The organism is Alteromonas salexigens, assembly GCF_025628895.1.
GTDB lineage: Bacteria > Pseudomonadota > Gammaproteobacteria > Enterobacterales > Alteromonadaceae > Alteromonas > Alteromonas salexigens.
Genome location: NZ_JAOTJC010000006.1, coordinates 499,406 through 525,313, shown reverse-complemented (window position 1 = coordinate 525,313; position 25,908 = coordinate 499,406). Strand labels below are relative to the sequence as shown.

The 25,908-nt window shown below is 50.7% G+C and carries 25 protein-coding genes; 18 read left to right on the top strand and 7 right to left on the bottom strand.

The features are described 5' to 3' along the window. Positions 1 to 22: 22 nt before the first annotated feature. The 3 genes from OCL06_RS06465 to OCL06_RS06455 all read left to right on the top strand — a co-directional run bounded on the left by OCL06_RS06465 (position 23) and on the right by OCL06_RS06455 (position 4,315). On the top strand, positions 23 to 2,548 hold the full coding sequence (locus OCL06_RS06465; protein WP_262993124.1) for an acylase: 2,526 nt from the start codon (positions 23 to 25) through the stop codon (positions 2,546 to 2,548). Between the two features lie 90 nt (positions 2,549 to 2,638). Next, positions 2,639 to 3,664, top strand: a complete 1,026-nt coding sequence (gene sohB / locus OCL06_RS06460; protein WP_262992915.1) for a protease SohB — start codon at positions 2,639 to 2,641, stop codon at positions 3,662 to 3,664. Positions 3,665 to 3,682: 18 nt separating this feature from the next. Continuing rightward, positions 3,683 to 4,315, top strand: a complete 633-nt coding sequence (locus OCL06_RS06455) for a TetR/AcrR family transcriptional regulator (protein ID WP_262992914.1) — start codon at positions 3,683 to 3,685, stop codon at positions 4,313 to 4,315. 70 nt (positions 4,316 to 4,385) lie between these two features. Here OCL06_RS06455 and OCL06_RS06450 read toward each other — a convergent pair whose 3' ends face one another. Next, positions 4,386 to 4,691 carry a hypothetical protein gene (locus OCL06_RS06450; protein WP_262992913.1) on the bottom strand — a complete coding sequence of 102 codons (306 nt, stop codon included), beginning with the start codon at positions 4,689 to 4,691 and terminating at the stop codon, positions 4,386 to 4,388. Positions 4,692 to 4,785: 94 nt separating this feature from the next. Here OCL06_RS06450 and OCL06_RS06445 point away from each other — a divergent pair, with 94 nt between their 5' ends. Both OCL06_RS06445 and OCL06_RS06440 read left to right on the top strand, forming a co-directional pair. After that, on the top strand, positions 4,786 to 5,547 hold the full coding sequence (locus OCL06_RS06445) for a Nif3-like dinuclear metal center hexameric protein (protein ID WP_308445998.1): 762 nt from the start codon (positions 4,786 to 4,788) through the stop codon (positions 5,545 to 5,547). A 3-nt stretch (positions 5,548 to 5,550) separates the two neighbouring features. Then, entirely contained in the window at positions 5,551 to 6,300 is a 750-nt protein-coding gene (locus OCL06_RS06440; RefSeq protein ID WP_262992912.1) for a methyltransferase domain-containing protein, read from the top strand. Here the strand turns inward: OCL06_RS06440 and OCL06_RS06435 are convergent. Together OCL06_RS06435 and OCL06_RS06430 are read right to left on the bottom strand one after the other, a co-directional pair. Further along, positions 6,297 to 7,307 (bottom strand): 2-hydroxyacid dehydrogenase, encoded by a 1,011-nt coding sequence (locus tag OCL06_RS06435; RefSeq protein WP_262992911.1) that lies wholly within the window; start codon positions 7,305 to 7,307, stop codon positions 6,297 to 6,299. The two genes, OCL06_RS06440 and OCL06_RS06435, sit on opposite strands and share 4 nt — an antisense overlap. A 17-nt stretch (positions 7,308 to 7,324) precedes the next feature. Continuing rightward, positions 7,325 to 7,813 carry a glutathione peroxidase gene (locus OCL06_RS06430; protein WP_262992910.1) on the bottom strand — a complete coding sequence of 163 codons (489 nt, stop codon included), beginning with the start codon at positions 7,811 to 7,813 and terminating at the stop codon, positions 7,325 to 7,327. A 114-nt stretch (positions 7,814 to 7,927) separates the two neighbouring features. Between OCL06_RS06430 and OCL06_RS06425 the strand changes: the two genes are divergently transcribed. Next, positions 7,928 to 8,788, top strand: coding sequence for an NAD(P)-dependent oxidoreductase (locus tag OCL06_RS06425; RefSeq protein WP_262992909.1), 861 nt, complete (start codon positions 7,928 to 7,930; stop codon positions 8,786 to 8,788). Positions 8,789 to 8,818: 30 nt separating this feature from the next. On the opposite strand, the gene OCL06_RS06420 is transcribed toward OCL06_RS06425, so the two are convergent. Next, positions 8,819 to 10,444 carry a response regulator gene (locus tag OCL06_RS06420; protein ID WP_262992908.1) on the bottom strand — a complete coding sequence of 542 codons (1,626 nt, stop codon included), beginning with the start codon at positions 10,442 to 10,444 and terminating at the stop codon, positions 8,819 to 8,821. Between the two features lie 251 nt (positions 10,445 to 10,695). Here OCL06_RS06420 and OCL06_RS06415 point away from each other — a divergent pair, with 251 nt between their 5' ends. The 6 genes from OCL06_RS06415 to OCL06_RS06390 all read left to right on the top strand — a co-directional run bounded on the left by OCL06_RS06415 (position 10,696) and on the right by OCL06_RS06390 (position 16,881). Next, positions 10,696 to 12,186 carry a CoA-acylating methylmalonate-semialdehyde dehydrogenase gene (locus tag OCL06_RS06415; protein WP_262992907.1) on the top strand — a complete coding sequence of 497 codons (1,491 nt, stop codon included), beginning with the start codon at positions 10,696 to 10,698 and terminating at the stop codon, positions 12,184 to 12,186. A gap of 15 nt (positions 12,187 to 12,201) precedes the next feature. Next, a complete protein-coding gene (locus tag OCL06_RS06410) occupies positions 12,202 to 13,356 on the top strand; it encodes an acyl-CoA dehydrogenase family protein (RefSeq protein WP_262992906.1) in 1,155 nt (384 codons plus the stop codon). 12 nt (positions 13,357 to 13,368) lie between these two features. Next, a complete protein-coding gene (locus OCL06_RS06405) occupies positions 13,369 to 14,505 on the top strand; it encodes an enoyl-CoA hydratase/isomerase family protein (RefSeq protein WP_262992905.1) in 1,137 nt (378 codons plus the stop codon). Then, a complete protein-coding gene (gene mmsB, locus OCL06_RS06400; protein WP_262992904.1) occupies positions 14,502 to 15,389 on the top strand; it encodes a 3-hydroxyisobutyrate dehydrogenase in 888 nt (295 codons plus the stop codon). The genes OCL06_RS06405 and mmsB overlap by 4 nt, the downstream gene beginning before the upstream one ends. A gap of 96 nt (positions 15,390 to 15,485) precedes the next feature. Beyond that, complete coding sequence (locus OCL06_RS06395) at positions 15,486 to 16,334, top strand: putative RNA methyltransferase (RefSeq protein ID WP_262992903.1); 849 nt, start codon at positions 15,486 to 15,488, stop codon at positions 16,332 to 16,334. Next, positions 16,324 to 16,881, top strand: a complete 558-nt coding sequence (locus OCL06_RS06390; RefSeq protein WP_262992902.1) for a D-glycero-alpha-D-manno-heptose-1,7-bisphosphate 7-phosphatase — start codon at positions 16,324 to 16,326, stop codon at positions 16,879 to 16,881. The genes OCL06_RS06395 and OCL06_RS06390 overlap by 11 nt, the downstream gene beginning before the upstream one ends. On the opposite strand, the gene OCL06_RS06385 is transcribed toward OCL06_RS06390, so the two are convergent. Together OCL06_RS06385 and OCL06_RS06380 are read right to left on the bottom strand one after the other, a co-directional pair. Then, complete coding sequence (locus OCL06_RS06385; protein WP_262992901.1) at positions 16,873 to 18,390, bottom strand: DUF3413 domain-containing protein; 1,518 nt, start codon at positions 18,388 to 18,390, stop codon at positions 16,873 to 16,875. The genes OCL06_RS06390 and OCL06_RS06385 overlap by 9 nt on opposite strands. Before the next feature lie 11 nt (positions 18,391 to 18,401). After that, positions 18,402 to 18,617, bottom strand: coding sequence for a YejL family protein (locus OCL06_RS06380; RefSeq protein ID WP_262992900.1), 216 nt, complete (start codon positions 18,615 to 18,617; stop codon positions 18,402 to 18,404). A 152-nt stretch (positions 18,618 to 18,769) separates the two neighbouring features. On the opposite strand from OCL06_RS06380, the gene yejK reads away from it, so the two are divergent. The 3 genes from yejK (at position 18,770) to OCL06_RS06365 (ending at position 21,617) form a co-directional block, all read left to right on the top strand. After that, positions 18,770 to 19,846, top strand: coding sequence for a nucleoid-associated protein YejK (gene yejK, locus OCL06_RS06375; RefSeq protein ID WP_262992899.1), 1,077 nt, complete (start codon positions 18,770 to 18,772; stop codon positions 19,844 to 19,846). Between the two features lie 62 nt (positions 19,847 to 19,908). Beyond that, on the top strand, positions 19,909 to 20,787 hold the full coding sequence (locus OCL06_RS06370; RefSeq protein WP_262992898.1) for a 6-carboxytetrahydropterin synthase: 879 nt from the start codon (positions 19,909 to 19,911) through the stop codon (positions 20,785 to 20,787). Further along, complete coding sequence (locus tag OCL06_RS06365) at positions 20,784 to 21,617, top strand: M23 family metallopeptidase (RefSeq protein WP_262992897.1); 834 nt, start codon at positions 20,784 to 20,786, stop codon at positions 21,615 to 21,617. The genes OCL06_RS06370 and OCL06_RS06365 overlap by 4 nt, the downstream gene beginning before the upstream one ends. Here OCL06_RS06365 and OCL06_RS06360 read toward each other — a convergent pair. Continuing rightward, on the bottom strand, positions 21,614 to 23,410 hold the full coding sequence (locus tag OCL06_RS06360; protein WP_262992896.1) for a M61 family metallopeptidase: 1,797 nt from the start codon (positions 23,408 to 23,410) through the stop codon (positions 21,614 to 21,616). The two genes, OCL06_RS06365 and OCL06_RS06360, sit on opposite strands and share 4 nt — an antisense overlap. A 93-nt stretch (positions 23,411 to 23,503) precedes the next feature. Between OCL06_RS06360 and OCL06_RS06355 the strand changes: the two genes are divergently transcribed. The 3 genes from OCL06_RS06355 to OCL06_RS06345 all read left to right on the top strand — a co-directional run bounded on the left by OCL06_RS06355 (position 23,504) and on the right by OCL06_RS06345 (position 25,907). Next, positions 23,504 to 24,202, top strand: a complete 699-nt coding sequence (locus OCL06_RS06355) for a PilZ domain-containing protein (RefSeq protein ID WP_262992895.1) — start codon at positions 23,504 to 23,506, stop codon at positions 24,200 to 24,202. 44 nt (positions 24,203 to 24,246) lie between these two features. Then, positions 24,247 to 24,708 (top strand): Mpo1 family 2-hydroxy fatty acid dioxygenase, encoded by a 462-nt coding sequence (locus OCL06_RS06350; RefSeq protein WP_262992894.1) that lies wholly within the window; start codon positions 24,247 to 24,249, stop codon positions 24,706 to 24,708. 125 nt (positions 24,709 to 24,833) lie between these two features. Continuing rightward, positions 24,834 to 25,907: a sensor histidine kinase gene (locus tag OCL06_RS06345; protein ID WP_262992893.1), complete on the top strand. Its 1,074-nt coding sequence runs from the start codon at positions 24,834 to 24,836 to the stop codon at positions 25,905 to 25,907. Position 25,908 lies beyond the last annotated feature (1 nt).

Below are 25,908 nucleotides of genomic sequence, written 5' to 3'. Positions count from 1 at the left end.
GAACTAAATCAATAAAGGACGAATTGTGAATACCAACAACCGACTTTCTTTCATCGCCAGAAGCACACTGGCGTTGAGTGTTACCCTTGCCCTGGCGGCCTGTGGTGACAACGACAACGATTTCAGCAACGTCACGCCACCGGAACAGCCAGCGCCACCACCTCCTGCGGCTGAACCTGTGCCCGTTCCCGCGTTTGCTGCAGAAGGTACCTTAGAGGCTGACATCACCTGGACTACTTACGGTGTGCCCCACGTAAAAGCCGACAGCCTGGAAGGCATGGCCTATGGTGTAGGTTATGCGTTTGCGCAGGACAACCTGTGCGTGTTGGCAGATCAAATTGTTAAATATAACTCACAGCGGGCGAAGTTCTTCGGGCCTGACATGCAACCGGGCAGCGGGGATTCAGAGCACCTGATCAATGATTTCGGGTATCTTACGCTGGGGATCCGTGAACTGGCAGAAGAGAATTTGCCGCGAATGTCTGCCAACAGCCGGGCCATGTTCCAGGGCTATACTGCCGGGTATAATAAATACCTGGCAGACACGCCAATAGAAGAACAGGATCCGCAATGTGCTGGGCAGCCCTGGGTAACCGAAATCAGCAGTGTTGATTTGCTGACTTACTCGTTGGGAGTGGCATTGTTACCCGGCGCTGGCAATTTCCTCGGCCCTATGTTCCTGGCAGCACCACCGGGAGAGTCTTATCTGCCACAGCCTGCATCCTCAGCCAGCTCTGAAATCACAATTAATATCCAGCCGGATATCCAGTTACCCGCACATAATCCACAGGAGATGGGCTCAAACGGCTGGGGACTGGGCAGTGAAAAAACCACGAACGGAAAGGGCATAGTGCTGGGCAATCCGCACTTTCCTCATACCGGGAATTTGCGGTTCTGGCAGTTTCACGCCATTATTCCTGAGCACCTGAATGTTACCGGCAGTTCTTTGATGGGGTTACCCGGAGCGGTAAACATCGGCTTCAATGAAAATGTGGCCTGGACGCATACCTTTTCAACAGCTGAGCACTTTGTTGTGTATCAGTTGCAGCTACATGAAGATGATGCCGCAGGCCTTACTCATACCGTGGATGGCAACAAACGCACTATCTACGCCAAGCCACTGCAAATTGAAGTGGCGGTAGGCGCTGGTCAAACGGTTACCCTCAACAAGACTGCCTACTATACGAATTACGGACCTATGATTGAAGTACCCGGCAACTTTGACTGGTCTGCCGAGGAAGCGTTTGCCATTAAAGACGCTAACCTGCCAAATCTGGATATTGTTGATCACTGGCTGGCGATGAATATGGCCGACGATATGGACGCCTTTAAACAGGCGTTCAAAGATTATGATGGGGTGATATTCAATAACACTATGGCGGCGTCAGCCGATGGGCAAGTGTTCTATATCGATGATTCCACCGTGCCAAACCTGACCAGCACCGCAATCAACGAATTGACTACCAACCCATTACTGATTGGTGCAAAACAGGCCGCCGGCTTTACGGTCTTACCCGGTCATCTGTCGGCGTTCGACTTCGACGGGCCGGTGCCGTATGAAAACGCACCGAAATACGAAGGTAATGATTCGGTCCAAAACTCTAATGACAGTTATTGGCTAACTAACCTTAACTCACCCATTACCGGGGTCTCGCCACTCTATGGCCGTACTGATAATCAGCAGTCATTGCGTTCACGTCTGGGTCAGAAATTCATTGAAAATGAAACTGGCAGTGATGGCACCTTCACTGCAGAAGAAGTGGAAAGCCTGTTAATGAGTAACCGCAGTTACCTGGCTGAAGATATCTTACCTTCGCTAATACAGTTGTGCGAACGTGAGAGCGACACACCGGTAATGGTGGAAGAGGAGAGTGTGGATATCAGTGAAGCCTGTGATGCACTGGCAGACTGGGATGGCACTATGAATGTAAACAGTACCGGCGCACATGTGTTCCGGGAGTTTGCGTTTCAGTTTAACAACAATCCGCAGTGGGAAGTGCCGTTTGATGTAGATTCGCCTGCAACCACCCCGTCGGGACTCAAGCAGAATGAGACCTCTCTGCAGCAGTTCGCCCGTGCAGTACAGTTGATAAATGCGGCAGGCGTGGCACCCGATGCAAAATTAGGTGACGTTCAGTTTGTTGAGCGGAGTCTGCCCGATGGCTCGCCCAGCGGCGAGAAACTACCGTGGGGCGGTGCGCACAATATCGAAGGTGGTTTTAACGTATTCAATATCGTGCCGGGCAATAATGGCACTATGCTGCCTCGTCATACGTACACGCCTTTACCCGGTACTATCATGAGTGCTGAAGCTTCTGGTTATCACATTAATTACGGCAGTAGCTGGATGATGGTTATAAACTTCACCGACACGGGCCCGGAGGGCAGGGGCATTCTGACGTATTCACAATCCCGGGTGTTCGGCGACGAAAACAATCTGGATCAGACCCGCCTCTACTCTGAGCAACCGCAATTACGGGAGATGTACTTCACCGAAGAAGAGATAACGGCGAATGCGGTTACCAGTATGACGCTATCGTCAGAGTAACCGAAGCCTGATAAACTCACAGGCAATTATTGTCATTAACAATGAAGGACCTTTCACACAGGTCCTTTTATTTTGTTTTAGGAGACTAAGTTGGAGTTTTTGTACGAATACGGTTTGTTTCTAGCCAAGGCCGTGACGCTGGTCGTGGCGATTGTCATAGTTGTCGCGGCTATTGTAGGCGCGGCAAATAAACAAAAGCAGGGTAAAGGACATCTTGAAATACAATCCTTATCTGAGCAGCTTAAAGATATAACGCAATACGCCCGCCAGGTATTGCTGGATAAAGCCACACTAAAAAAACTGGCTAAGCAGCATAAAAAAGAAGAGAAGGCGCGGCTAAAAGCAAAAGCCGGGCAGCGTGACGAATCTCCGCGGATGTTTGTCATTGACTTCAAAGGCTCGATGGATGCGCACGAAGTAGAATGTTTACGCGAAGAAATTACCGCCATCTTGTGTGTGGCAGAAAAGCAGGATGAAGTGCTGGTTCGGCTGGAAAGCGGTGGTGGCGTTGTACACGGCTATGGTCTGGCAGCATCGCAACTACAACGCATACGGGATAAAGGGCTGAAGCTCACGGTAGCGGTGGATAAAGTGGCGGCCAGCGGAGGCTACATGATGGCGTGCGTGGCGGATAAATTGCTGGCATCCCGTTTTGCCTACATAGGCTCTATCGGTGTGTTGGCGCAGCTACCCAATTTTAATAAGGTTCTTAAGAAAAACGATATCGAGTTTGAGCAACACACTGCTGGCGAGTACAAGCGTACCCTTACCGTGTTTGGAGAGAACAGCGATGAAGGGCGTGAAAAATTCAAACAGGAAATTGAAGAAATTCATACTCTGTTTAAAGATTTTGTTCACACGCAGCGCCAAGACATGGATATTGATAAAGTTGCCACCGGTGAATACTGGGCGGCAATTAAAGCAAAAGAGCTGGGTCTGGTTGATGAAATCATGACATCAGACGATTACATTTTGTCGCAATACCCGGAGCGGGAAATTTTCGCGGTGAAGTACAGCCAGAAAAAAAATGTGGCCGAAAAACTGGGACTGTCATTTGCCAGTGTGGCTGAGCGAACAGTGATGCGGTTATGGAATCAGACCCGTCACTGGTTTTAATTTGCTGGCATTGCCGTAATGAGTCAAAAAACGAAAGATGCAATTTTGCACGCTGCAGAGGTGCTTTTTGCCGGGCAGGGCTATGCGCAAACTTCACTGCGCATGATCACTGCCCGGGCAGGGGTCAATCTAGCCTCGGTAAACTACCACTTTGGTAGCAAAAAGAACCTCATTCAGGCGGTACTCAAGCAATACTTTGACGTACTGATGCCGCAGGTTGATGCGACACTGGATGCCCTTGAACCTGCTCAAGGTAGCGAAGGAATAGGTCAGGTGTTGACCTCACTGATTACTCCTATGCTTACGCTTCGGTCAGTACAAGCCAACGGGACTGAACTCTTTGTGCAGCTGTTAGGACGCGGGTATAACGAGTCTCAGGGGCACCTCAGACGCTTTATAATGCAAGATTACGGTGTAACATTGCGCAAGTTAGTGGCACAGATCCATAGCTGTTTACCGGAGGTGGGAGAAGAGGAACTTTTCTGGCGTCTGCATTTTGCTATAGGCAGCTTTGTGTTTTCTATGGCTTCCAGTCAGGCGCTGCGGGAAATTGCGGAAGCAGACTATAATCGCCAGGTTGATATTGCCGATGTGATTAAACAGTTGGTGCCGTTTGTGGCCAGTGGTATTGCCGCGGAGAAAAAGAATTAAAAAAGCGTGTGGTCTTCATGGTTTCGCTTAAACCCAGGTAACCGGACACGCTTTGTTGGTAGGCAGTCGCTTAACGCGGCAAAATGGAACCGTCGTTGTCATTAACAATTTTATCGTTCCAGAATGCTTTTACCGAGAAACCTTCTTTGCGGGCGGGTTTCGCTTTCTTGTTGGCAGGTTTACTGCTGCCTGATGCAGGCGCAGTGCCTTGCTCCAGTTCATCCGCCATGTCTTTAAGTTGCGCTAACCGCATATTCTTGCCGCCGTCTACACTATACCAACCGCCTTTTGCTTCAATATCCGGTTGCTTATTATGTGCTCGCTCATAAGCGGCGGTGAATTGTGCAATTACTTGGTCTTTATCTAATTTACTCATGTTTTTATTGGACTCGTTGAGTTGTGTTGATGTTACAATATCCGCACTTTTATAACGTTTTTAGTACAAAAAGTCCACTTTCGAAGGGGGTTCTGTGACGATTGCGACAGTAGAAATGAGCGCCGCTATTGATGAGCTACTGAATTCAGCGGCAATTTCCGATTATTGTCCCAATGGCTTACAGGTAGCCGGCAAGGCGATCATATCCAAGGTCGTCACCGGCGTGACTGCATCGCAGGCGCTGATTGAAAAAGCAATAGATCGCCAGGCCGATGCGATCCTCGTGCATCACGGCTACTTCTGGAAAGGCGAGGATGCGACTATCACCGGCATGAAGCGCCGTCGCATAAAAGCACTGCTGGAGCATGATATCAACCTGCTGGCTTATCACTTACCCCTGGATATTCATCCGCAACTGGGGAATAACGCCCAGTTAGGTCAATTGTTATCAGTTAACAACATTCGCCCTTTGTCCGGGGTGAAACCTGAGGGGATTGTCATGCACGGGGAGCTGGATGACCCCGCTAAACCACAGGCTTTTGCGGATAAGCTGACCCGGGTGCTGGCAAGAAAGCCGTTAATCGCCGGACCCGATGACAAAGAGATTAGCCGGGTTGCCTGGTGCACTGGTGGTGGGCAGGGTTTTATTGAGCAAGCCGTGGCAGCGGGCGTGGATGCGTTTATTACCGGTGAGGTGTCAGAGCAGACCGTGCATACCGCCCGGGAGTGTGGGGTGGTGTTTTTTGCTGCCGGACACCATGCCACTGAGCGCTATGGGGTAAAGGCGTTAGGTGAGTATCTGGCCGAACAATACGCCATCAGCGTCGAGTTTATCGACATTCCTAACCCGGTTTAACGGATGAGTGCAGATCACCACTTTGATGGCTTGGCGGGTAAATTTAGCCGCAATATTTATGGCACCACAAAAGGCAGGTTACGCCACGAACTATTGTGCCATGCCATGGCCCCCTGGCTACCAGCATCGCCCACACCTATTCTTGAGTTAGGGTGTGGGACCGGGGAGATGGGATTGTATCTGGCTAACGCCGGCTATCCCGTAACCCTTACCGATGCCTCTGTCGATGTGTTAGAGAATGCGCAGGCTTTGCTGACCGGTAAAGATAACGCCACTTTCAGGCACCAGCCAATGCTAGACATCGATGATATTCACGCCTTCAGGTTTATTGTATGTCACGCCGTGCTGGAGTGGCTAGCGACACCACTGGATGCACTCAGTCATTTGTATTCGAAAATGCAGCCGGGCGCACAACTGAGCCTGAGTTTTTTTAACCGCGATGCAGCAGTTTTTAACAATGCGGTGTACGGTAATTTTGATTACATAGCGCGCGGCATGAAAGTCAAAAAACAGGTGCGCCTCAACCCCAAACAACCGCTGGCGCCCGCGGAAATTATTGCCCATTGCGAAAAGCTAGGGTTCCGGGTGCAGGCAAAAACCGGGATCCGCTGCTTTCACGACTATTTGCGCGACAGAAGTATGCAGGAAAATCGCTATGACGAGGTGCTGGCACTGGAAAAACAATATGGTGGACAAGCGCCTTATTGTTGGCTGGGGCGTTACTTCCACCTTATTTTACAAAAAGACGGTTAGTTTTCTTCCGGCAGAACCAGGTTAGCAGGTTCCGCTTGGCCAGCAGCAACGGCTACCAGATTACCAAGCGTCGTAGTGGCTATCTGCGTCATGGCCTCACGGGTGAAAAAGCCCTGATGGCCGGTAATAATGACGTTATGAAAGGTGGATAGCCGTTCAAACACCTCATCATCAATAAGCTGTTCGGAATGATCCTGAAAAAACAACTCAGATTCCATCTCATAGACATCGAGGCCCAGGTAGCCAATCTTCCCGGATTTTAACCCTTGCAACACTGCCTGAGTGTCCACCATCGCACCCCGGGAGGTATTAATTAGCATCACGTTATCACGCATTTTGGACAGTGCCGCAGCATCTATCAAGTGGTGACTTTGCGGTGTCAGCGGGCAGTGTAAGCTGATAATGTCACTGCGCTTCAATAATTCATCAAAGCCAACATAAGCGACCGGTAGCTTTGCAAACTCTGAATCAGGCTGAGGGTCGTAGCAGAGTATCTCACAGCCGAACCCAAGGAGTATCTTTGCAGTAGCCTGACCGATTCTGCCGGTACCAATAATACCCGCGGTTTTCTGATGCATAGTAAATCCCATCAGGCCGTTGAGCTCGAAATTACCTTCCTTTACCCGGTTATATGCTTTATGCGTTTTCCGGTTAAGTGTCAGCATTAAGGCTATCGCGTGCTCGGCCACAGCTTCCGGGCCGTAAGCCGGAACCCGCGATATGGCAATGCCAAGACGGTGCGCTTCATTAATATCGACGTTATTAAAGCCGGCGCATCGCAATGCCACATGCCTGACGCCAGAGGCCGCCAGAGCTGATAACGTGGCACTGCTTACCTCATCATTAACGAACACGCACACCGCGTCATACTTTTCACACAATAAGGCGGTGTCCGGCGTAAGTGGCATATTCAAAAAATCAAAAGTTACTTTTTCGCCATCTGCTAACGGTCTGAATACGTTTTCGTCATACGGTTTGCTGCTAAACAGGCCAACGCGCAGGGTCATGGCAGTATCTCCTTAGCTTAACCGGCCAGGGTTGCCCGGATATCTGCGTCCAGTTTGTCCGGCTTTACGGTGGGACCGTAGCGTTTGATTACGTCCCCTGATTTACTGATCAGAAACTTGGTGAAATTCCACTTTATATTGGTGGTTCCCAACAGCCCCGGGGCAGCTTGCTTAAGGTATGCGTAAAGCGGATGCGTATCGGGACCGTTGACATCAATTTTACTAAACAGAGGGAATTCTACGCCGAACCGGGCGGTACAAAAACTGGCAATCTCCTCATCTGAGCCGGGCTCCTGGTGACCAAACTGATCGCAGGGAAAAGCGAGTACCTGAAATCCCTGTTTGTTAAACGTGTCGTACAGGCTTTGCAGGCCTTCATACTGATAAGTAAAACCGCATTCGCTTGCCGTATTCACAATTAATAATACCTGCCCCTGATACGCGGACATTGATTCGGTCTCGCCTGAGTTGCGTGTGGCAGTAATTTCGTAAAGCGACGTGGACATACAACAAGCCTCGTATTAGGGGTGAAAGACACAGTAAAGTCATTGGCAGAAATAGGGATTTTGCTACACTGCCTGTTAATAGTATAAACACAAAGCGGTTAAAGAGAACTAAATATGAGCCAGACACACGTGAGCTTTTTAGGATTAGGGGTGATGGGATTTCCCATGGCGGGCCACCTGGCTCAGGCCGGATATGCAGTGACGGTGTACAATCGCACTCCCGGCAAAGCCAGTGCCTGGCTTGAACAATACACCGGTCAGATGGCAGCCACACCAGGCGAAGCAGCGCAAGGCGCAGATATTGTGATGATGTGTGTGGGTAACGACTCAGATGTATTGGAGGTAGGCGAAGCCGCGCTGGCGCAGATGCGGCCTGGCAGTGTATTAATTGACCATACCACGGCGTCAGCCACCGTAGCCCGGCAACTGGCAAAACAGTGTGCCGACGCGGACATAGGCTTTCTTGATGCGCCCGTATCAGGGGGGCAGGCCGGCGCGGAAAAGGGGCAACTTACCGTGATGGTGGGGGGCGACAACAGCGTGTATGAAAAAATAAAACCGGTTATCGATTGCTTTGCACGTCATAGTCAGTGTCTGGGACCATCAGGCAGCGGGCAGCTGGCTAAGATGATGAATCAGATATGTATCGCCGGTATTGTTCAGGGGCTGGCAGAGGCGCTGCATTTTGGACAGCGGGCCGGTTTGGATTGTTCGCAAGTTATTGACGTCATCAGCAAGGGAGCCGCTCAGTCCTGGCAAATGGAGAACCGAGCCCATACCATGCTAAACAATGAGTACGATTTTGGTTTTGCGGTGGACTGGATGCGCAAAGATCTCAGTATTGCTCTTGATGAGGCCCGCCGCAACGGCTCAACGTTGGCGCTGACTGCGTTGGTTGATCAATATTATGCCGAGGTGCAGAAGCTAGGTGGGGGGCGCTGGGATACGTCCAGCTTGCTGGCGCGACTTACTTAATCCGCTGTCAGCCGAAGAATAATGGGTTTATTAGGCCGGTGAAGGAGGAGAGAACAGACTTCCCCGGCTGTTAATCTGTTGTATCACACTGTTTAAACGCTGCTGGTTCGGCTCACTGAGCGACTCTTCCTGCAAATCTGCCAGCATCTGATGAACCGCAAAGCGTTTGTACTGGGGTTTTCCCGCCTCTACCATACACTGGAGAAGGTTCAGCAGAAACGCAGGTACAGAGGGCAGCAATAAACAGGCCTGATAAAAATGGTCCATCGCGGCCAGATATTCGCTTGCTACAAACAACTCCGTGCCTTTATCGTTTAAATCAAATGCCGTATCGCTGGCCAGGCCAAGCTGTTGCTCAGTGGTAATAATATCCGTGCTGTTTATCAGCCTGTCGCTGATATCATCGTTGAGCTGATTGCGCTCATGGGCCATTTGCATTAGAGCTTTGGCTGTGGGGACATTTCCCAGCGACGCATGCACTTTTGCGGCAACGATTAGGGTAGGGGTATCAGTGCGGGCAAATGCCGACATACCGTCATTTTTAATCATTTGCCCAGCCTTGGTAAGGTCGTTTTCCAGCGTGGCCGAATAGGCGAGCAGATAATCCCGTTTCTGTGATTGTTGGGGATCCCGCTGGCTGCGCCCGGCAATGCCAATAAGCTTGCGAGCCTGAGAGAGGCTTTCCTGCCTGTTGGTTTCCGGGCTGTTCTCCGCCAGCTGCAGATAAAACTCGGCCAGCGCAAAAGTAAAGTCGTTGAAAGTATCATTAGCGGTGCGGTGCATGGCCCGCTTCCTCTGTAGCAACTCAATGCTGTCCAGCACCCGGTTTTGCCGCTGAAAGGTCTGTGTTTTCAGACGCGTGGCGGGCATACTCAACTCACTGGCTTTGATATGGTTCAGGTATTGCTCTGCCTGCTCGTAGGCCTGTTGTTCAAAACTCAGACAAGCCAGCCATTCGAACGCTTTCTCACGGGCCAGACTGGTCTCAACCAGGCCGTCAAGGTGGGCAGTGCAGTCGAGGTAATTTCCAGAGGCATACTGGCACTTTACGCGCCCCCATTGCGCCCACAAAACTTTGTCAGACTGCTGCAATACGTTTTCGTATAAGGTTTGTGCCAACGTATATTGCTGGTTATCAACCAGCAACCTGGCGTGCAGTTTGACAATGTCTGATTGCAGCCGCCGCGGCACCCGTTCCCGGGTAAGGCGTGATATCTGACGCAGGGCACCCTCTAAATCGCCGTCGTCTAGGGCGCTGAGTACCTGAGAGACAAAACTTCGGTAGCTGATGTAATGGTCAAGTTGCCGGCGTAATGTGCCAATATTATAGGGCTTGATGAGCAGAATGTCGGGCTGCACATCCATGATCTGCCCTATGGTCTGGGGTATGCGATCGGAGGTAAGAAAAATAATCCCGGTACTGGGTTTAATAAAACGGGCGTCGCGCAGGCTCTGAACCCAATTCACCCCATTTTTGCCACTCCCCAGGTGGAAGTCGAAAATGATCAACTCAAAATGCTGCTTTCGCAGCGCGGCTTTCAGTTCGGTGCCACTGGCGAAGCTACTTACCTCAAATAAACCCATTGGCAGCAGGTGACTACGCAAGCTGGCGCGGGCAGTGGCATTATCTTCAACAATGGCAAGGCGGTATTGCACTTGAGCACCTGACAGTTCGCCGGAGCGGGTTCATGGTGGATAGAGTTAGCTTACCAAGCTTAGGGCATTTCTGCATGTTCTGTGTTTGCAACAGGGTGTTGGAACCTATACTTGAAAATTGGGTCAGAAAATTGTTACAAGTGTCACATTAAATTTACAAGCAAAGATACGCCGCATTAACGTTTACGTTTACGTCAAGGGTAGATATTGGTTAATGTGGCGGTCTAAACGACAATTAATCAGAGGCAGCCATGTACAAGGTACCCTTACTCATCAACGGCGAATTCGTTGACTCTTCTTCTTCTTCATACATCGACGTTACTAACCCGGCTGACAACAGCGTGATTGCGCAGGCACCGTGTGCCACATCTCAGGAAATGGATCAGGCCATAGCCAGCGCCGAAGCGGCGTTTGAAACCTGGAAAGAGGTTCCCGTCACCGAGCGTGCCAGACTGATGATGCGTTATCAGGCCTTACTAAAAGAACATCAGGAAGATATTGCTAAAATACTCGCATCGGAAACCGGCAAGACATTCGATGACGCTAAAGGTGACGTATGGCGCGGTATTGAAGTTGTTGAACAGGCGATGAACATTCCTTCTTTAATGATGGGGGAGACAGCCGAAAACGTCGCGCGGGGCATTGATACTTACAGCTACATCCAACCGCTTGGCGTGTGTGCCGGTATTACACCGTTTAATTTCCCGGCAATGATCCCACTGTGGATGTTCCCCATGGCGATTGCGTGTGGTAACACCTTTGTACTTAAACCTTCCGAGCAGGATCCGCAAACGCCTATGAAGCTGGCGGAGCTGTTTATGGAGGCGGGTGCGCCTAAAGGGGTATTGAACATTGTGCATGGCGGTAAAGATCAGGTCGACCCTCTGCTAACCGATCCGCGCATTAAAGCGGTCTCATTTGTAGGATCAGTGCCGGTAGGCCAATACATTTACCGCACAGCAACGGCCAACATGAAGCGAGCACAGTGTTTCGCCGGAGCCAAAAATCACAGCGTGATCATGCCGGATGCCAACAAAGAACATGTGCTGAATAACCTGGTAGGTGCTTCCGTCGGCGCGGCCGGGCAACGTTGCATGGCGATTTCTGTAGCTGTTTTTGTGGGCGAAGCACAAAACTGGATCCCAGAGTTAGCCGAACGTATCAGCAAAGTGAAACCTGGCCTGTGGGACGATAAAAACGCCGGTTTTGGTCCGTTGATCAGCCCTCAGGCTAAAGAGCGCGTTGTTTCTTATATCAAAAAAGGTAAAGAAGAAGGCGCCTCATGTTTGCTGGATGGCTCGGATTTTACGCTGGAAGGCTACGAAAAGGGCAACTGGGTAGGCCCCACGGTATTTTCTGATGTCACCACTGACATGACCATTTACAAAGAAGAGATCTTTGGACCGGTATTATCTTGCATGAATGTCGATTCATTGGAAGACGCACTGGAAGTCGTGAACGCCAATCCATTTGGAAACGGAACGTCAATTTTCACTAACAGCGGCCCCGCTGCCCGTAAGTATCAGCGTAACGTGGAAGTCGGTCAGGTAGGGATTAACATTCCCATTCCTGTGCCGCTGCCATTCTTCTCCTTCACTGGTTGGAAAAACTCGTTCTACGGTGACCTGCATGCCTATGGCAAGCAAGCCATCCGCTTCTATTCTGAAACCAAAACCATTACTTCACGCTGGCTGGAAGGCGATATTCCAGGTGGCCCGAACCTAACTATTTCGATGGATTAATCGGGGAGTTGTCGCATGCACTTTGAAATGACTGAAGATCAACAAGCGTTCGCCGAGACCGCCAGACAATTCGCAGAGCAGGAATTGGCACCGTTTGCTGCGCAATGGGACAGAGACCACACCTTTCCGGTAGACACCATTAAGAAAGCGGGTGAACTGGGTTTCTGCGGCTTGTATACGCCAGAAGAGCAGGGTGGCCTTGGCCTGAGCCGGCTGGATTCGTCAATTATTTTTGAACAGCTGGCGACGGGATGCACAACCACGACTGCCATGCTTACTATTCATAATATGGCCACCTGGATGATTGCCACGTGGGGCCAGGACGATGTTAAAGCCACCTGGTGCGACGAGCTGGTGGCCGGTAATAAACTGGCGTCATATTGTCTGACAGAACCGGGCTCAGGCTCAGATGCGGCCTCGCTGAAAACGTCTGCTAAAGAGCAGGATGGCGGTTACGTATTAAATGGCTCAAAAGTATTTATTTCCGGTGCTGGCAGTACGGATGTGCTGGTGGTGATGGCGCGTACCGGTGGCGACGGGCCAAAAGGCATTTCCGCCTTTGCGGTGCCTGCTGATGCTGAAGGAATTACCTACGGCAAGCCAGAAGAGAAAATGGGCTGGAATGCCCAGCCTACCCGCATGATCACGTTTGAAGATGTGAAACTTGAAAAGTCCTGGCGCCTCGGTAAAGAGGGCGAGGGCTTTAAAATGGCCATGCAGGGGCTGGATGGTGGCCGCATAAACATTGCCACATGCTCGATCGGTACAGCTCAGACTGCGCTGAATGTTGCACGGGATTACATGCAAGAACGTGAACAGTTCGGCAAGCCGATTGCCAGTTTCCAGGCCCTGCAGTTTAAGTTGGCAGATATGGCTACGGAGCTGGTTGCGGCCCGCCAGTTGGTGCGTCTGGCAGCCAGCAAACTGGATAACAAACATGCCGATGCCACTACCTATTGCGCGATGGCGAAGCGCTTCGCCACCGATGTCGGCTTTAATGTGTGTAACGATGCCCTGCAATTACATGGTGGGTATGGCTATATCAAAGAATACCCGTTAGAGCGGTTTGTGCGGGATGTCCGGGTACACCAGATTCTGGAAGGCACCAACGAAATCATGCGAGTCATTATTGGCCGTCGGCTAATAATGGACGAACGCGAGGTTCTGTAACAGGGAGGCGAAATGTCGACACAGACAACTGAATTGCCGGTAACGGTCAGCGAGTTAGCGGCAGGGGGCGATAAGAAAGTTGCGGTACTAACTCTGAATAAGCCCAAGGCGCTTAACGCACTTGATTTAACCATGGCCGAGCTGATGCTGGATGCACTTTCTGGCTACGCCGAAAGAGACGATATCGCCTGCGTCCTGATTCAGGGGGAAGGTGAGAAAGCATTTTGTGCCGGTGGTGACGTGGTGTCTATGCATCAGGCCATGGCCAGTTCACAAGGCGAAATTCCAGCTTTTCTGGAAACCTTTTTTACTGTTGAGTATACGTTAGATCACACCATCAGTATCTTTCCGAAACCGGTTGTGGTGTTCGGCAGCGGTATTGTAATGGGCGGCGGCATGGGCTTAATGACAGGCGCGAGCCATCGGGTGGTCACTGAAACCTCACGACTGGCCATGCCCGAAATAACCATCGGCCTGTATCCGGATGTAGGGGGCAGCTATTTTCTGCCACGGCTACCCGGACAAAGTGGTAAGTTTCTTGGCCTGACGGGAGCAAGTATCAACGCTACCGACGCCCGTTACCTCGGATTAGCTGACCATACCACCGATGCTGCAAACAAAGATGCGTTGCTCAAAGCCCTGCGCGATCACCAGTGGCAAAGTCAGGATTTGCATGATCAGGTAACGACGATCCTTAATAGCTTGCCCGGTGAAGCAATGATGCCGGAAGGTCAGGTTGAATCATTGCAGTCAGCTATCGATGAGGCCTGCGATAAAAACGACCTGGCTGACATAGTCTCGGCTATTCAGGCAATGCCGTCTGAGAACAATAAGTGGTTACAGCGGGCACAGAAAACACTGACCGCCGGGTCGCCGGTTACGGCACACCTTGTCCACCAACAGTGCCAGCGCGGCGCTGAACTGTCGCTGGCTGACTGTTACCGCATGGAACTGATTATGTCGTGCCGTTGCGGTGAGTTGGGCGAGTTTCAGGAGGGCGTACGTGCCTTGCTAATTGATAAGGACAATAAGCCTGACTGGCAATTTAAGTCGGTAAGTGATGTGCCGGATGAATTCATTGCGAAATTCTTTACCTCCCCATGGGGCGAGGGCGCACATCCACTACAATCTCTGGGAGAACAACAATGACACGTATTGCGTTTATAGGTTTGGGCAATATGGGTGGTCCCATGGCCGCGAATCTGGTTAGTAGCGGTATGCAGGTCACCGTATTTGACCTGGTGCAGGAAAACGTTAATGCGCTGGTGGACGAAGGCGCAAAGGCTGCAGAGTCTGCCGTGTCAGCAGTAAAAGACGCCGATGTAATCGTGTCGATGTTGCCCGCTGCAGCCCATGTGAAATCTCTTTATCTGGGTGAGAACGGTATACTGCAGGCCGCCAGAGAAGACGCGTTATTTATTGATTCCAGTACCATTGATGCGGATTCTGCCCGCGCCGTAGGGCAGGCCGTGGAACAAACTGGCCGCTTGTTTGTGGATGCGCCGGTATCAGGTGGTGTCGCGGGCGCCAAAGCGGGTACGCTGACGTTTATCATGGGCGGGAAAGTCGATGCAGTGGCTAAAGCTACACCTGTATTACAGTGCATGGGTAAAAACCTGTTTCATGCCGGCGATACCGGTGCCGGCCAGGTTGCTAAAATTTGCAACAACATGCTGTTGGCCGTACTGATGAGCGGTACCTCTGAGGCGCTGCAACTAGCCATAGATAACGGTCTTGACCCGAAAGTTATGTCAGACATTATGCTGCAAAGCTCAGGCTGCAACTGGACGTTGCAGAAGTACAACCCGTGCCCGGGTGTCATGGAAGATGTTCCGTCTTCTAAGGATTACACCGGTGGCTTTATGGTTAAGCTGATGAACAAGGATCTCAACCTTGCTATGACCGCCGCTGCCAACTCCCAGTCTGCCACGCCTATGGCGTCAGCGGCGCAGGGGTTGTATAAACTGCATCAGCGTAACGGTAACGGAGACAAAGACTTCTCCAGTATTTTTACACTGTTTGACAACAAGTAGGTGTATTAACCGGCCGGGCGAACACGCCCGGCTTCGTTTCTTTTCCCGACTCTGCTAGCATTGCCGCCACTTTGTGTAATTAAAAGGGTTGCGAACATGTGGCAGTGCCCACTCTGTCCCCACTCTCTGGAGACCAGCGGTAATAGCTGGACCTGTGAAAACAACCATACCTTTGACGTCGCCAAAGCTGGCTATGTAAATCTGCTTCCCGTGCAATTTAAAAAGTCGTTACAGCCCGGTGATGACAAGGCCATGCTGCAGGCTCGCCGGGAATTTCACGCACGCGGCAGTTATGCGCCGTTGATGCACGCTATGTCGGAGCTATTGTTGTCACATATCCCCGCTGAGGCGCCGGTGACTCTGTTTGACGCCGGGTGTGGCGAAGGTGCGTATTTGCGGCATGTGGATACTGCCCTTCAAGAGGCAAACCATGACGTTCATGCCTGCGGCAGCGATATTGCCAAGGTGGCGGTAGAAATGGCCTCCAAACAGGCCCGGCATCACCAGTACGTAGTGGCCAGCAGTCACCAGCTCCCGGTCAGGGATAACAGCGTAACAGCAATGTTACAGGTGTTTGCACCGGGTAAGGACAGTGAATACGCGAGAGTGCTTAGCGAGCAGGGCGTACTGTTGACGGTAGACCCTGGCCCCGAGCACCTGATAGAACTGAAACGGGCGGTTTACGATACGCCAAAACGGCATGAAGCTCCCGCCAGTTATACAGACGCTCTGCGCTGTGTGGACGAACAGCAGGTGAATTTTAACTTAACTCTGCAGGATCCCGCTCACGCTGATGCCTTGCTCGCAATGACACCCTATACCTGGAAGCTGCAACCTGCCCGTCGCACCGCGTTAAGAGAGGAATTAACACAGGTGACAGCTTCATTTTGTATCAGGCTATGGACACCTGACACACATCTGCAAGGCGTTCGTGATGCCGGGTAAAGCACTGTTTCTCGACCGTGATGGCATTATTAATGTTGACACCGGTTACGTCAGTAAGCCGCAACAGGTGACATTTGTAGCCGGAATTTTCGAAGTCATAGCGCGTTTTGTTGCAGCCGGTTATACGCCGGTCATTGTAACCAATCAGTCCGGAATAGGGCGCGGTATGTACACCGAGACTGACTTTCACCAGCTTAGTGAGTGGATGCAATCGCAGTTTACCCGGCAAGGCTTACCTGCTATTCCGGTCTACTATTGCCCTCATCACCCCACAGAGGCCATTGCTGGTTACTTACAGTCCTGCGCGTGTCGTAAGCCTGAGCCGGGAATGATCCTACAGGCAACCCGGGATCATGGTCTCGCGCTTGATGAGTCACTGTTGATTGGCGATAGCTGGCGGGATATACAGGCCGCCGACGCAGCGGGGGTTTCCCGCAAGGTGTTCGTAAGTACCCAGGCAAAGCCGGCACAGACAATTTCCGGCGTTTTACAGGTGGGCAGTGTCAGCGCCATTCTCGACGCTGACACCCTGGCCGGATTATTGTGAAAAGCGCGTCAGGTGTTTAATCGCCTGACTTAGCAAATCCACATTCAGTGGGTCGTTGCTGCGTGAATTGTCATGAATATCCGAAATCTCGTAGCTGCCGTTACTTAGCACTTCAGTGCGCTGAGCATTATGGATAACGACGATCCTTTCACCGGATGTACTTACCAGCCAGTTTCGTGACGGCGTTAACAGATTGCGACCGGTCGAATAATAATGAACCGGCGCGTGACAACCCAGAGCATTCAGTATGGTGGGCGCCAGGTCTTCTGTACTGGCGATATCAGCGTCGATATCAAACGAGGTAAACAGCTTACCTTTGTCTGGCTGACCGTCAGGTGCAAAGCCGCTTGCCACAATCAACTCGCTGTTCTCGTTTACACCGCTATTCAGGTACTGCTGAATTTTGTTCGCCGGTAAAAACGCAATATGCAGTCCATCGTGCTGGTGACTGAGCGGTTGCCGGTAGTTGTTCAGCATTTCTGTTGGCAGCGACTCATCAATGTGAATCGACACAGGCATGCCAACACCTTCGGGCAGCGCCAGCAACACAGGCTTTTTCTCCGCCAGACTGTCTTTATAAATCTCCGGTACGCCAAACAGCGTGGTCATGATCAGTGCATCCAGTGACGATGCAGTGGTGAAGTAGTTGTCCACTGGCGCCAGACCCAGCGCATCCATGCCGGTCAGTGGCTGGGAGTCCGTCTGCACAATAACAGTCATGGATTTATCTTCTTCCACAGAACAATAAACGGGCTGGGCCGGATAGGTAATATTATGGATGTCTGGATCAAACTGCAGCTGTTTGCGCTCTTCGTAGGCGTCGAGATCCAACAGGCCGTAGCGAGACATGGTAGTTTTTGCGGTGGCCGGATAAGACAGCGGAAACATGTTGTCCTGCTTAATCACGGGCTGATACAGCTGGGCATCAGCCCATACATGCACCGCGTGGCTGGTAACAAAACACACCAGGAAAAACGAGGTTACCGGGATCCCTATTTTGTAATGCATCAGGCGGTCAAGCCGCTTCCAGACCGCATTTGCCAGAATTAGCTGAAAACCTAGCCACACGACAAACAGCATTAACAGAAATGACCATTCCTGCCAGCCAAACTGACTGATTTGCGACTGCGCCTCACTGCGTAACAAATCCGCAGAGCTGCCGCTGAGGTGGAAGCCTGTGCGTGTGTAAAGCAAGGCATCAAAGGCAAGTAATGCCAGCCCTACCGCTGCGATCGTTGACGCTGTGGCTTTTATCGCACTCGGGTTACTGACCAGATAGCATAACGGCAGAACGAAGATCACAAATCCGAAAAACGTCATAAAGCCAATGTGCCCGAACCAGTTGGCCAGCAAGTACACGGTTCCTGTCAAAGAGCCGGGAGGCGGCGAGGAAAAGACGAAGATGGACGCAATAATGATGGCTATGACAATATTTGCCAGAGCAAACCAGTGCCCCCAGTTAACCAGTTTGGTTACGCGCTGGCGTCGGGGTGATTCAGCTAAAATCATAATAGTTGGGTTTACCCTTTGATACTTTTCTTCAGGACATCAGCAAATTGATTTACCATGCTTTCGCGGTGCTCAGGTGGCACCTGGGAATTGAAAATGTGGGTAACCACATTACCCAGCACCATCAGGGATAAGTCACGATCGGCCTGGTTTTTTTCCAGCGTGAGTATGATTTCGTTCATTAGCGCTTCGAATTCAGCATTGCTGTAGCGACTCTGTTGGGGCATGGGTGCGCCTCTTTTAGTGATTTCTTAAATAAAAAGAATGGTTTTACAAATAAAATGATTATAATCGTTGTTTGAGTGATAACAATCATTCATTCTAAAATCCCGCAATTCCCCAGTTAATTTCATAACATCGACAGGACACCACATACTTTATGAGTGCACTGATTCATCACTTTGTTGTTCACCGGCTGATCGTTAACCAAGATGAAAAAATTGAAGCGATCCCCCGGGAGAGCTGTTTAACCGTCACCCCCGAAATTGAGCATCTCGCTCATCAGATTAACCATAGCTTTAACAGTAAGCCCGGTAAGGGGGTAGGGCACTTCGTCGATTCTGCGCCCGCTGCAGACGGGGAAGACACCGGCAGGGATGTCAGCGAGTTTGCCTCCGGACTTAACAGCTACTGGCAACATCGTCAATCGGGAGAAGAAGGCGTCGAGGAAACCTTTCATGAGTTTTCAAAGGCGGCAACCAGTCGGCTCATTAAAGCGCTGGCAGATACCGGCAGTGTTGAAACAGGCTTCTTAATTTTTTGTCAGTATGAATACCTGGCCACGCAGTATCTGATGGTGGCGTTGCTCAATACCCGCTCTCATGTGGAAGTTAACCAGGCACTGGAACTGGCATCCCGGGAACATTTGGATTTGGCTCGCATGCAACTGGCAGTGCGCATCGACCTCACCCAGTGGTCAGTACAGCCGGAGCAACAACGTTATATCAGCTTCATCAAAGGCCGGATGGGTCGTAAAGTATCTGATTTCTTTATGCAGTTCATTGGCTGTGAAGAACTGGTAGACGTAAAGCAACAGAATAAACAACTGATTTCAACGGTAGACGCGTACCTGGCCAGTGAGTCACTGGATGCAGAAGAGCAGCACCAGCACCGCGAAGAAGTGAAAAGTTACTTTAAAGAAAAAATCGACAGCGGCGAATCGCTGTCGGTGAAAGAATTGTCCGGGCGGTTGCCTGCAGACGAGAGCAGTCAGTCAGATTTTGCCAGATTCACGGAAGCGCTGGAGACGCCCTTAGAGCAGGAAATTCAGCCTGATCCGGCGGCGTTAAGACAACTGGCGAAGTTTACCGGCCAGGGTGGCGGTGTCTCGGTAAGTTTCGAGCGTAAACTAATCGGCGACCGGGTATTTTACGACCCGGCCTCCGATACGCTGACCATTCGCGGCATTCCACCGAATTTACGTGATCAGTTAAAGCGTCAGTCGGGTATGGATTAAAAGTCTGAAACCCGGCCGTTTTCGCCGTATAATAGCGGCAAGAATTTTTGATATAGAGTGTTATGCAACTATTTGTTAATGACCTGACCGTAATGGACTTCTCTTACTTATGCCCTAAACGCGGCATGGTAGGCGAAAGCTGGATTGTGGACGTTGTTCTGGATGGTGATCTGAATGACGAAAGCATGATCGAAGATTTCGGTAAGGTGAAAAAGAATCTTAAGCGTCTGATTGATGATTATGTCGATCATAAGCTACTGGTGCCTGCAGAACATGCCCGGTCCGTGGTGCTGCACGACAGTGACAGTGAGCAGGTGGAAGTACAGTTTACCTGTGAGAATGGTGAGCAATGGATGTTGTACTGCCCGTCGGAAGCCTACGCGTTTATTTACTCAGATAGCGTAACCATGGGCAGTGTAGGTGAATATCTGCGTGAGGTTATCGCAACCCACTTGCCTCAGAATGTCGATAATATTGAGTTGCATCTGCGCAATGAGGTAATTACATCACCGTATTACCATTATACCCACGGCTTGAAAAAGCACGATGGCAATTGTCAGCGTATCGCTCACGGGCATCGCTCCCGTATAGATGTTTATATTGATGGCGAATTAAGCGAAGAAGGCCAGAGTTACTGGGCCAACCGCTGGGCAGATATCTATATAGCCACTGACGAAGACCGTATTGACTACCGCGAGCGTAAAATTGCCGGCGAGGTAGATACCCCTGACAATTATCTGTGCTTTGCTTATGAAGCTTCACAAGGTTATTTTGAAATCCTTGTACCCAAAGCGCGCTGCGAAGTGGTCGGTACTGATTCCACGGTAGAGTGCCTGGCGCAGTTTTTATTAAACGCACAGCAGCGGCGGCATCCCGGCCATCAGCATAAGGTGGTGGCGTATGAGGGTGTAGGTAAAGGTGCCATGGTGACCGGATCATGAAACGGTTGTTGCTTGCTGCAGCGGCGTTAATCTGGTTTCCCACGATAGCAGGTCAGCCTTCTCCGGCAGCCTCGCTTCTTACCCTTAATGGTAAGATTGCCCAGGGTAGCCTGATACGCGGTCAGGTACCTGCTGACAGCAAGGTGCTGCTTAACGGTGAACCCCTTAAAGTTAATGCGCAGGGAAAATTTGTGTTCGGCTTCGACCGTGATGCGGCGTCCACGCATACGTTGGAAGTCGAAACACCGGCGGGTGAAACCGCTACCCGGGAACTGCATGTAGCAGAACGTGAGTACGACATTCAGCGTATCGACGGCTTGGCACAAAACATGGTTTCGCCGCCGGAAGCCGTGTTGAAACGCATTCGTAAAGATGGCGCGAACGTGGCTGAAGCCCGCAGTGGTAAACGCGACTATGACGCGGTGTTTACCCGGTTTATGTGGCCTGCCAAAGGCCCGATTACCGGCGTGTATGGCAGCCAGCGAATATTAAACGGCGTGCCTAAGCGTCCGCATTATGGTGTAGATGTGGGCGGCCCGACAGGCACTGCCGTAGTGGCGCCGGCCGCAGGCATCGTGACCCTGGCCGATAACCTGTATTATTCAGGCAACACCGTCATCCTTGATCATGGGATGGGAGTCTTTTCTACCTTTTTACACTTGGACACTATGGACGTGAAGGCCGGCGATAAGCTACCCCGCGGCGGTGCACTCGGAACCATCGGAGCGACAGGCAGAGCCACCGGCCCACATCTTGACTGGCGAATTAACTGGGGCACTATGCGTCTGGATCCGCAATCCGTCGTCAGTGGTACCCCAGAAGCAGGCTAGCCGTTTGTATTTAGCCAGCGTTGGAATTTGTCAGTGTCGGTGATTGTGAACTGACACACCTCGTATTCGGCCTCGGTCACCGGCAACTCCAGAGTGACGACGCGGCCTTCCCGAAGAACCAGTAGCTTCAGCGTTTTCTTGCTTGTGGCGTCCAGCATCCGCTGCACCAACGGTGACGTCACCACATAGTCCTCTACTGCCAGTAACTTATCGTTCACTTGCAGACCAGCTTTTGCAGCGGGCGTATTCTCCCTTACCACCTGAATCAGCACACCTGTTTCCAGGTTTTTCATAACAGCGCCAAACGCCCGGTTGATACGCTTGTCTGAAGTCGCTCTGCCACCTTTATCATCAAACTGAACCTTCTGGCGAAGCTGCTGTGTAACCCCCATGGTGTGCAAAAGAGCATCAAGCGGTACGTCCCGGGTGTGGTAGACAACGTCGTTAAGGTAATCACTGACATCAATATTGAAATGGTGCTGGCAGATAGTGGTAATTACTTCGTCCGGTGTGCCTTTAATTTCCCTGCCATAGTCGGTCCACAACACCCGCATAACGTCATCCAGTGAGTGCTTATGATTGCTTTGCTCGCGTATGAGCAAATCCAGACCCAAGGCAATAATGCCGCCTTTGGTGTAATAACTGACTATCTGGTTGGTGGCACTGGCATCTTGTTTATAAAACCGGGTCCAGGCGTCGAAGCTGCTCTGAGCGGCAGATTGTTTAAAGCGTCCCGCATTGACCAGCAACCGGCTGTTATTCTGTGCCACGATATCCAGATATTTCTCCGGCGTGATCAGACCGACGCGGGCCAGCGTCAGGTCGTCGTAGAAGCTGGTAAAGCCTTCGTAAATCCAAAGTTGTTCTGTATAAGTTTCGCTGAGTAAATCAGGCTTAACCATCACGTCAGGTTTAATGCGCTTAACATGCCAGGTGTGGAAAAGCTCGTGACTACACAGGCTTAAAAACGTTATGTAAGCATCAGTCTTTTCAAGCGGGTCACCGTTGAGAGGTAAATCGAAACGGGGAAACAGCAGTGCAGTAGAGCTACGGTGTTCCAGACCGCCAAAACCGGTATCGCTGAGCAGGGTCATGAATACGTAGCGCTCCACAGGCTGGGGGTCGCCGAACAAACGCATATGATGCCTGCAAACTGGCGCTAGATCCCGGCATACTCTGTCTATATCGATATCCGTAGTACCTGAAAACAGCATCACGAACTCCACGCCGTTTTCAGTGAACACCAGACGACTACACTCACCGATAAAAATAGGGTGGTCTATGAGTTCGTCATAATCTTCACACTGAAAATGCAGGGTATTGTCCCGGTCCTCCAGGTTGGGCATGCTGGTTTCTATCTGCCATGCCGGTTTGTGTGCGGGCTTGGTTAGCGTAAGCGTGCAGGGAACATCGTCCATACCGGATACTTTCAGAAATACGCTGGTGCCGTTACAAAACGCATACTCATCGTTAATAAACGCAGAGCGCACTGACAAATCATAGGCATAAACACTATAGTTAACAGTGACCGCTTGTCCGCCAGCGTTAATTTGCCAGGTCTGTTTATCGGTTTTGGTACTGGAAACAATATTTCCGTCGGCGGTCGTTGCTGCCAGCGCAGTAATATTGCGGGCAAAGTCGCGGATCATATAACTGCCGGGGATCCAGGCTGGCAACGTCAGTGTGAGGGTATCTGTCTGATGGGACGGGATCGTCACTGATACGTCAAACGTGTGAGGCTGTTGTGCAGACACGGCCAGCGCGTAGCTCAGGGTGTCAGGTTTAGTAAGCATAGTACATTCCTACAGCTGATAATGGCAGCCATGATGCCGCAGAAGGAACTTTTTGTCAGCCCGTTAAAAATTGGTTACATTGGAACCAGTCCTATGAGTCAGAGCCCGTTTATGGCCGCAGATGAACAATTATCGTTAAGCAGTGAAGATATACAGGCACTAAAAGGCCTGGTACCTGGCTCGACTATCGATTTGCAAATAGCCACGCCGACGTCACCCAAGCGGGTAAAAACACAGTATGTGGGAATGGAAATTCCTAATTGCATGATTTTTCAAATTCCGGTGACTGCCAAATGGGCACTGGTACGCGATTTACTGCTGCCAGAAAACGAGGTGGTGGTGAGGTATGTCCTGGAAGGGGATTCAGGGCAGGTCGTCGCTTTCAGAGTCAAAGTACTGAAATTATTGTCCCATCCCAGCGGGCTGTTAATGACCACGTTCCCCACCGGGGTGCAGTCATTTGGTTTGCGCGCAACGAAACGCTCCCAACCCGGGATAGCGGTTGACGTGAACATAGATGATGCTCCGCATATCAGTCAGGCAACTGGCATCATCGTGGATGTATCGGTTGATGGCTGTCGCATTGCGATGCCGGTAAAGCCGGACTGGCCCATCCTGGTTCAGGAACAGACAGTAACAATGACCTACAGTTATGATGGACAATCCCTGACCCTGCAAGGCGAAGTTAAAAACAGCAGCCAGCAAAAAGAATATATTTATTACGGGGTTAAATTTGATGACGAGCAGGAATCTGTCAATACATTGCTGAAGCGTCATATCTTGCTGGGTTAGGCGTATATAAAAATAAAAACAATTGCTTAAAAGGGAGAAGTGCTATGCGAGACATTGAAAGATTATTAATGCGATATGATGAAAGCCATCGGAATAAAACCAATGTGCTTATTCATGCGGTGGCCGTACCGAGTATATACTTCGTAACGCTGGGCTTGATTTGGTCGATCCCTGTGCCATCCTGGCTAGCCGCCTTTGATGTGACATGGGCCCATATCATTGCTATTCCGGTGTTATATTATTATTTCCTGCTATCAGGCCCGATAGGCGCGGCAATGACTTTGCTTACCATAGCGTGTTTTTTAGGTATCAATCTGCTGGTCATGGCCGGTATTTCAGTGTGGCAGTTCTGCCTGGCCTTGTTTGTGGTGATGTGGATCTTACAGTTCGTGGGCCATAAGATAGAGGGGAAAAAACCTTCCTTTTTCGAAGATTTACGTTTTTTGCTGGTCGGTCCCGCCTGGTGGTGGGTGCACTGGTTAAAACGTATGAATATCAGCTATTAATTATGCAATCCACATTTTGCTGGTCGGTCATGTGCGACCAGCCTACAGAGACACACGACTAAGTTACAGTCGACAGCGGCTGTAACTTGTATAATCAGAAGACTATTTCACGAACCGGTAGTAATGTGAGCCGTTGGCAACGCTTATTCGAAAGCAATGAACGTCTGTTCTGGGCACTGCACAGTGCTGGCTGGGCGGGCTTTGCGATCATCTACTATGTAGGATCCTTCCTTCACGATGTGCGGCCTATCTGGGTTTTCATCATCCTGCTTAACGCCTACGCTGGCTGGTTACTTACCATTCCGCTGCGTTACCTGTACCGGTGGGCCCGCAAACAGCCGCCCCTGAAAATGATATTTACCGTTATAGCGGCCTGTTACGGTGTCGCGCTGCTATGGACGGTGGTCAAAAATGTGAATTACTGGGAGATCTATAAACACGGTTATCGTCCCGAAGCCTGGTACATGTACTTCAGCAGTACCATTAATTCACTGATCATGATTGGTTGCTGGAGCGGCGTGTACTTTGGCATCAAAAACTTTCAGATGTTGCAAAAGGAAAAGCAAAACGCCCTTAAAGCTACCACAATGGCGCATCAGGCCCATATTAAGATGCTTCGCTATCAGCTCAATCCTCATTTCTTATTTAATACATTAAACGCAATCTCCACACTGGTGCTGCTTAAGGAAAATGACACTGCAGAAGCGATGGTGTCCCGGCTGAGCGACTTTTTGCGTTATTCACTGGATAACGACCCCATTAAGAAAGTCCCGTTGGGGCAGGAAATTAAAGCACTGCGACTCTACCTTGAGATAGAGCGGGTACGTTTTGACGATCGTTTAGACGTGAGCTGGGATATCGACGATTCGTGCGAATATGCGCTTGTGCCGAGCATGATCCTGCAACCCATTATTGAAAATGCTATCAAACACGCTATTTCGAAGATGGAGCAGGGTGGAAAAATTGAGATTTCAGCTCGCACATTTGGCAACGATTTACTCCTGGACGTTGCCGACAACGGTCCGGGCGCTGATATTCAGAAGGGCCAGCTAAGCCGCGAAAACGGCGTAGGCCTGGTTAATATAAAGGAACGCCTGAACTCCCTGTATCACCGGAATTTTGCATTCTCTATTGAGCACAATAAGCCGTCGGGGGTTCGGGTGAGGATACGGATCCCCTATGAAGTAAAGGACGCATGAT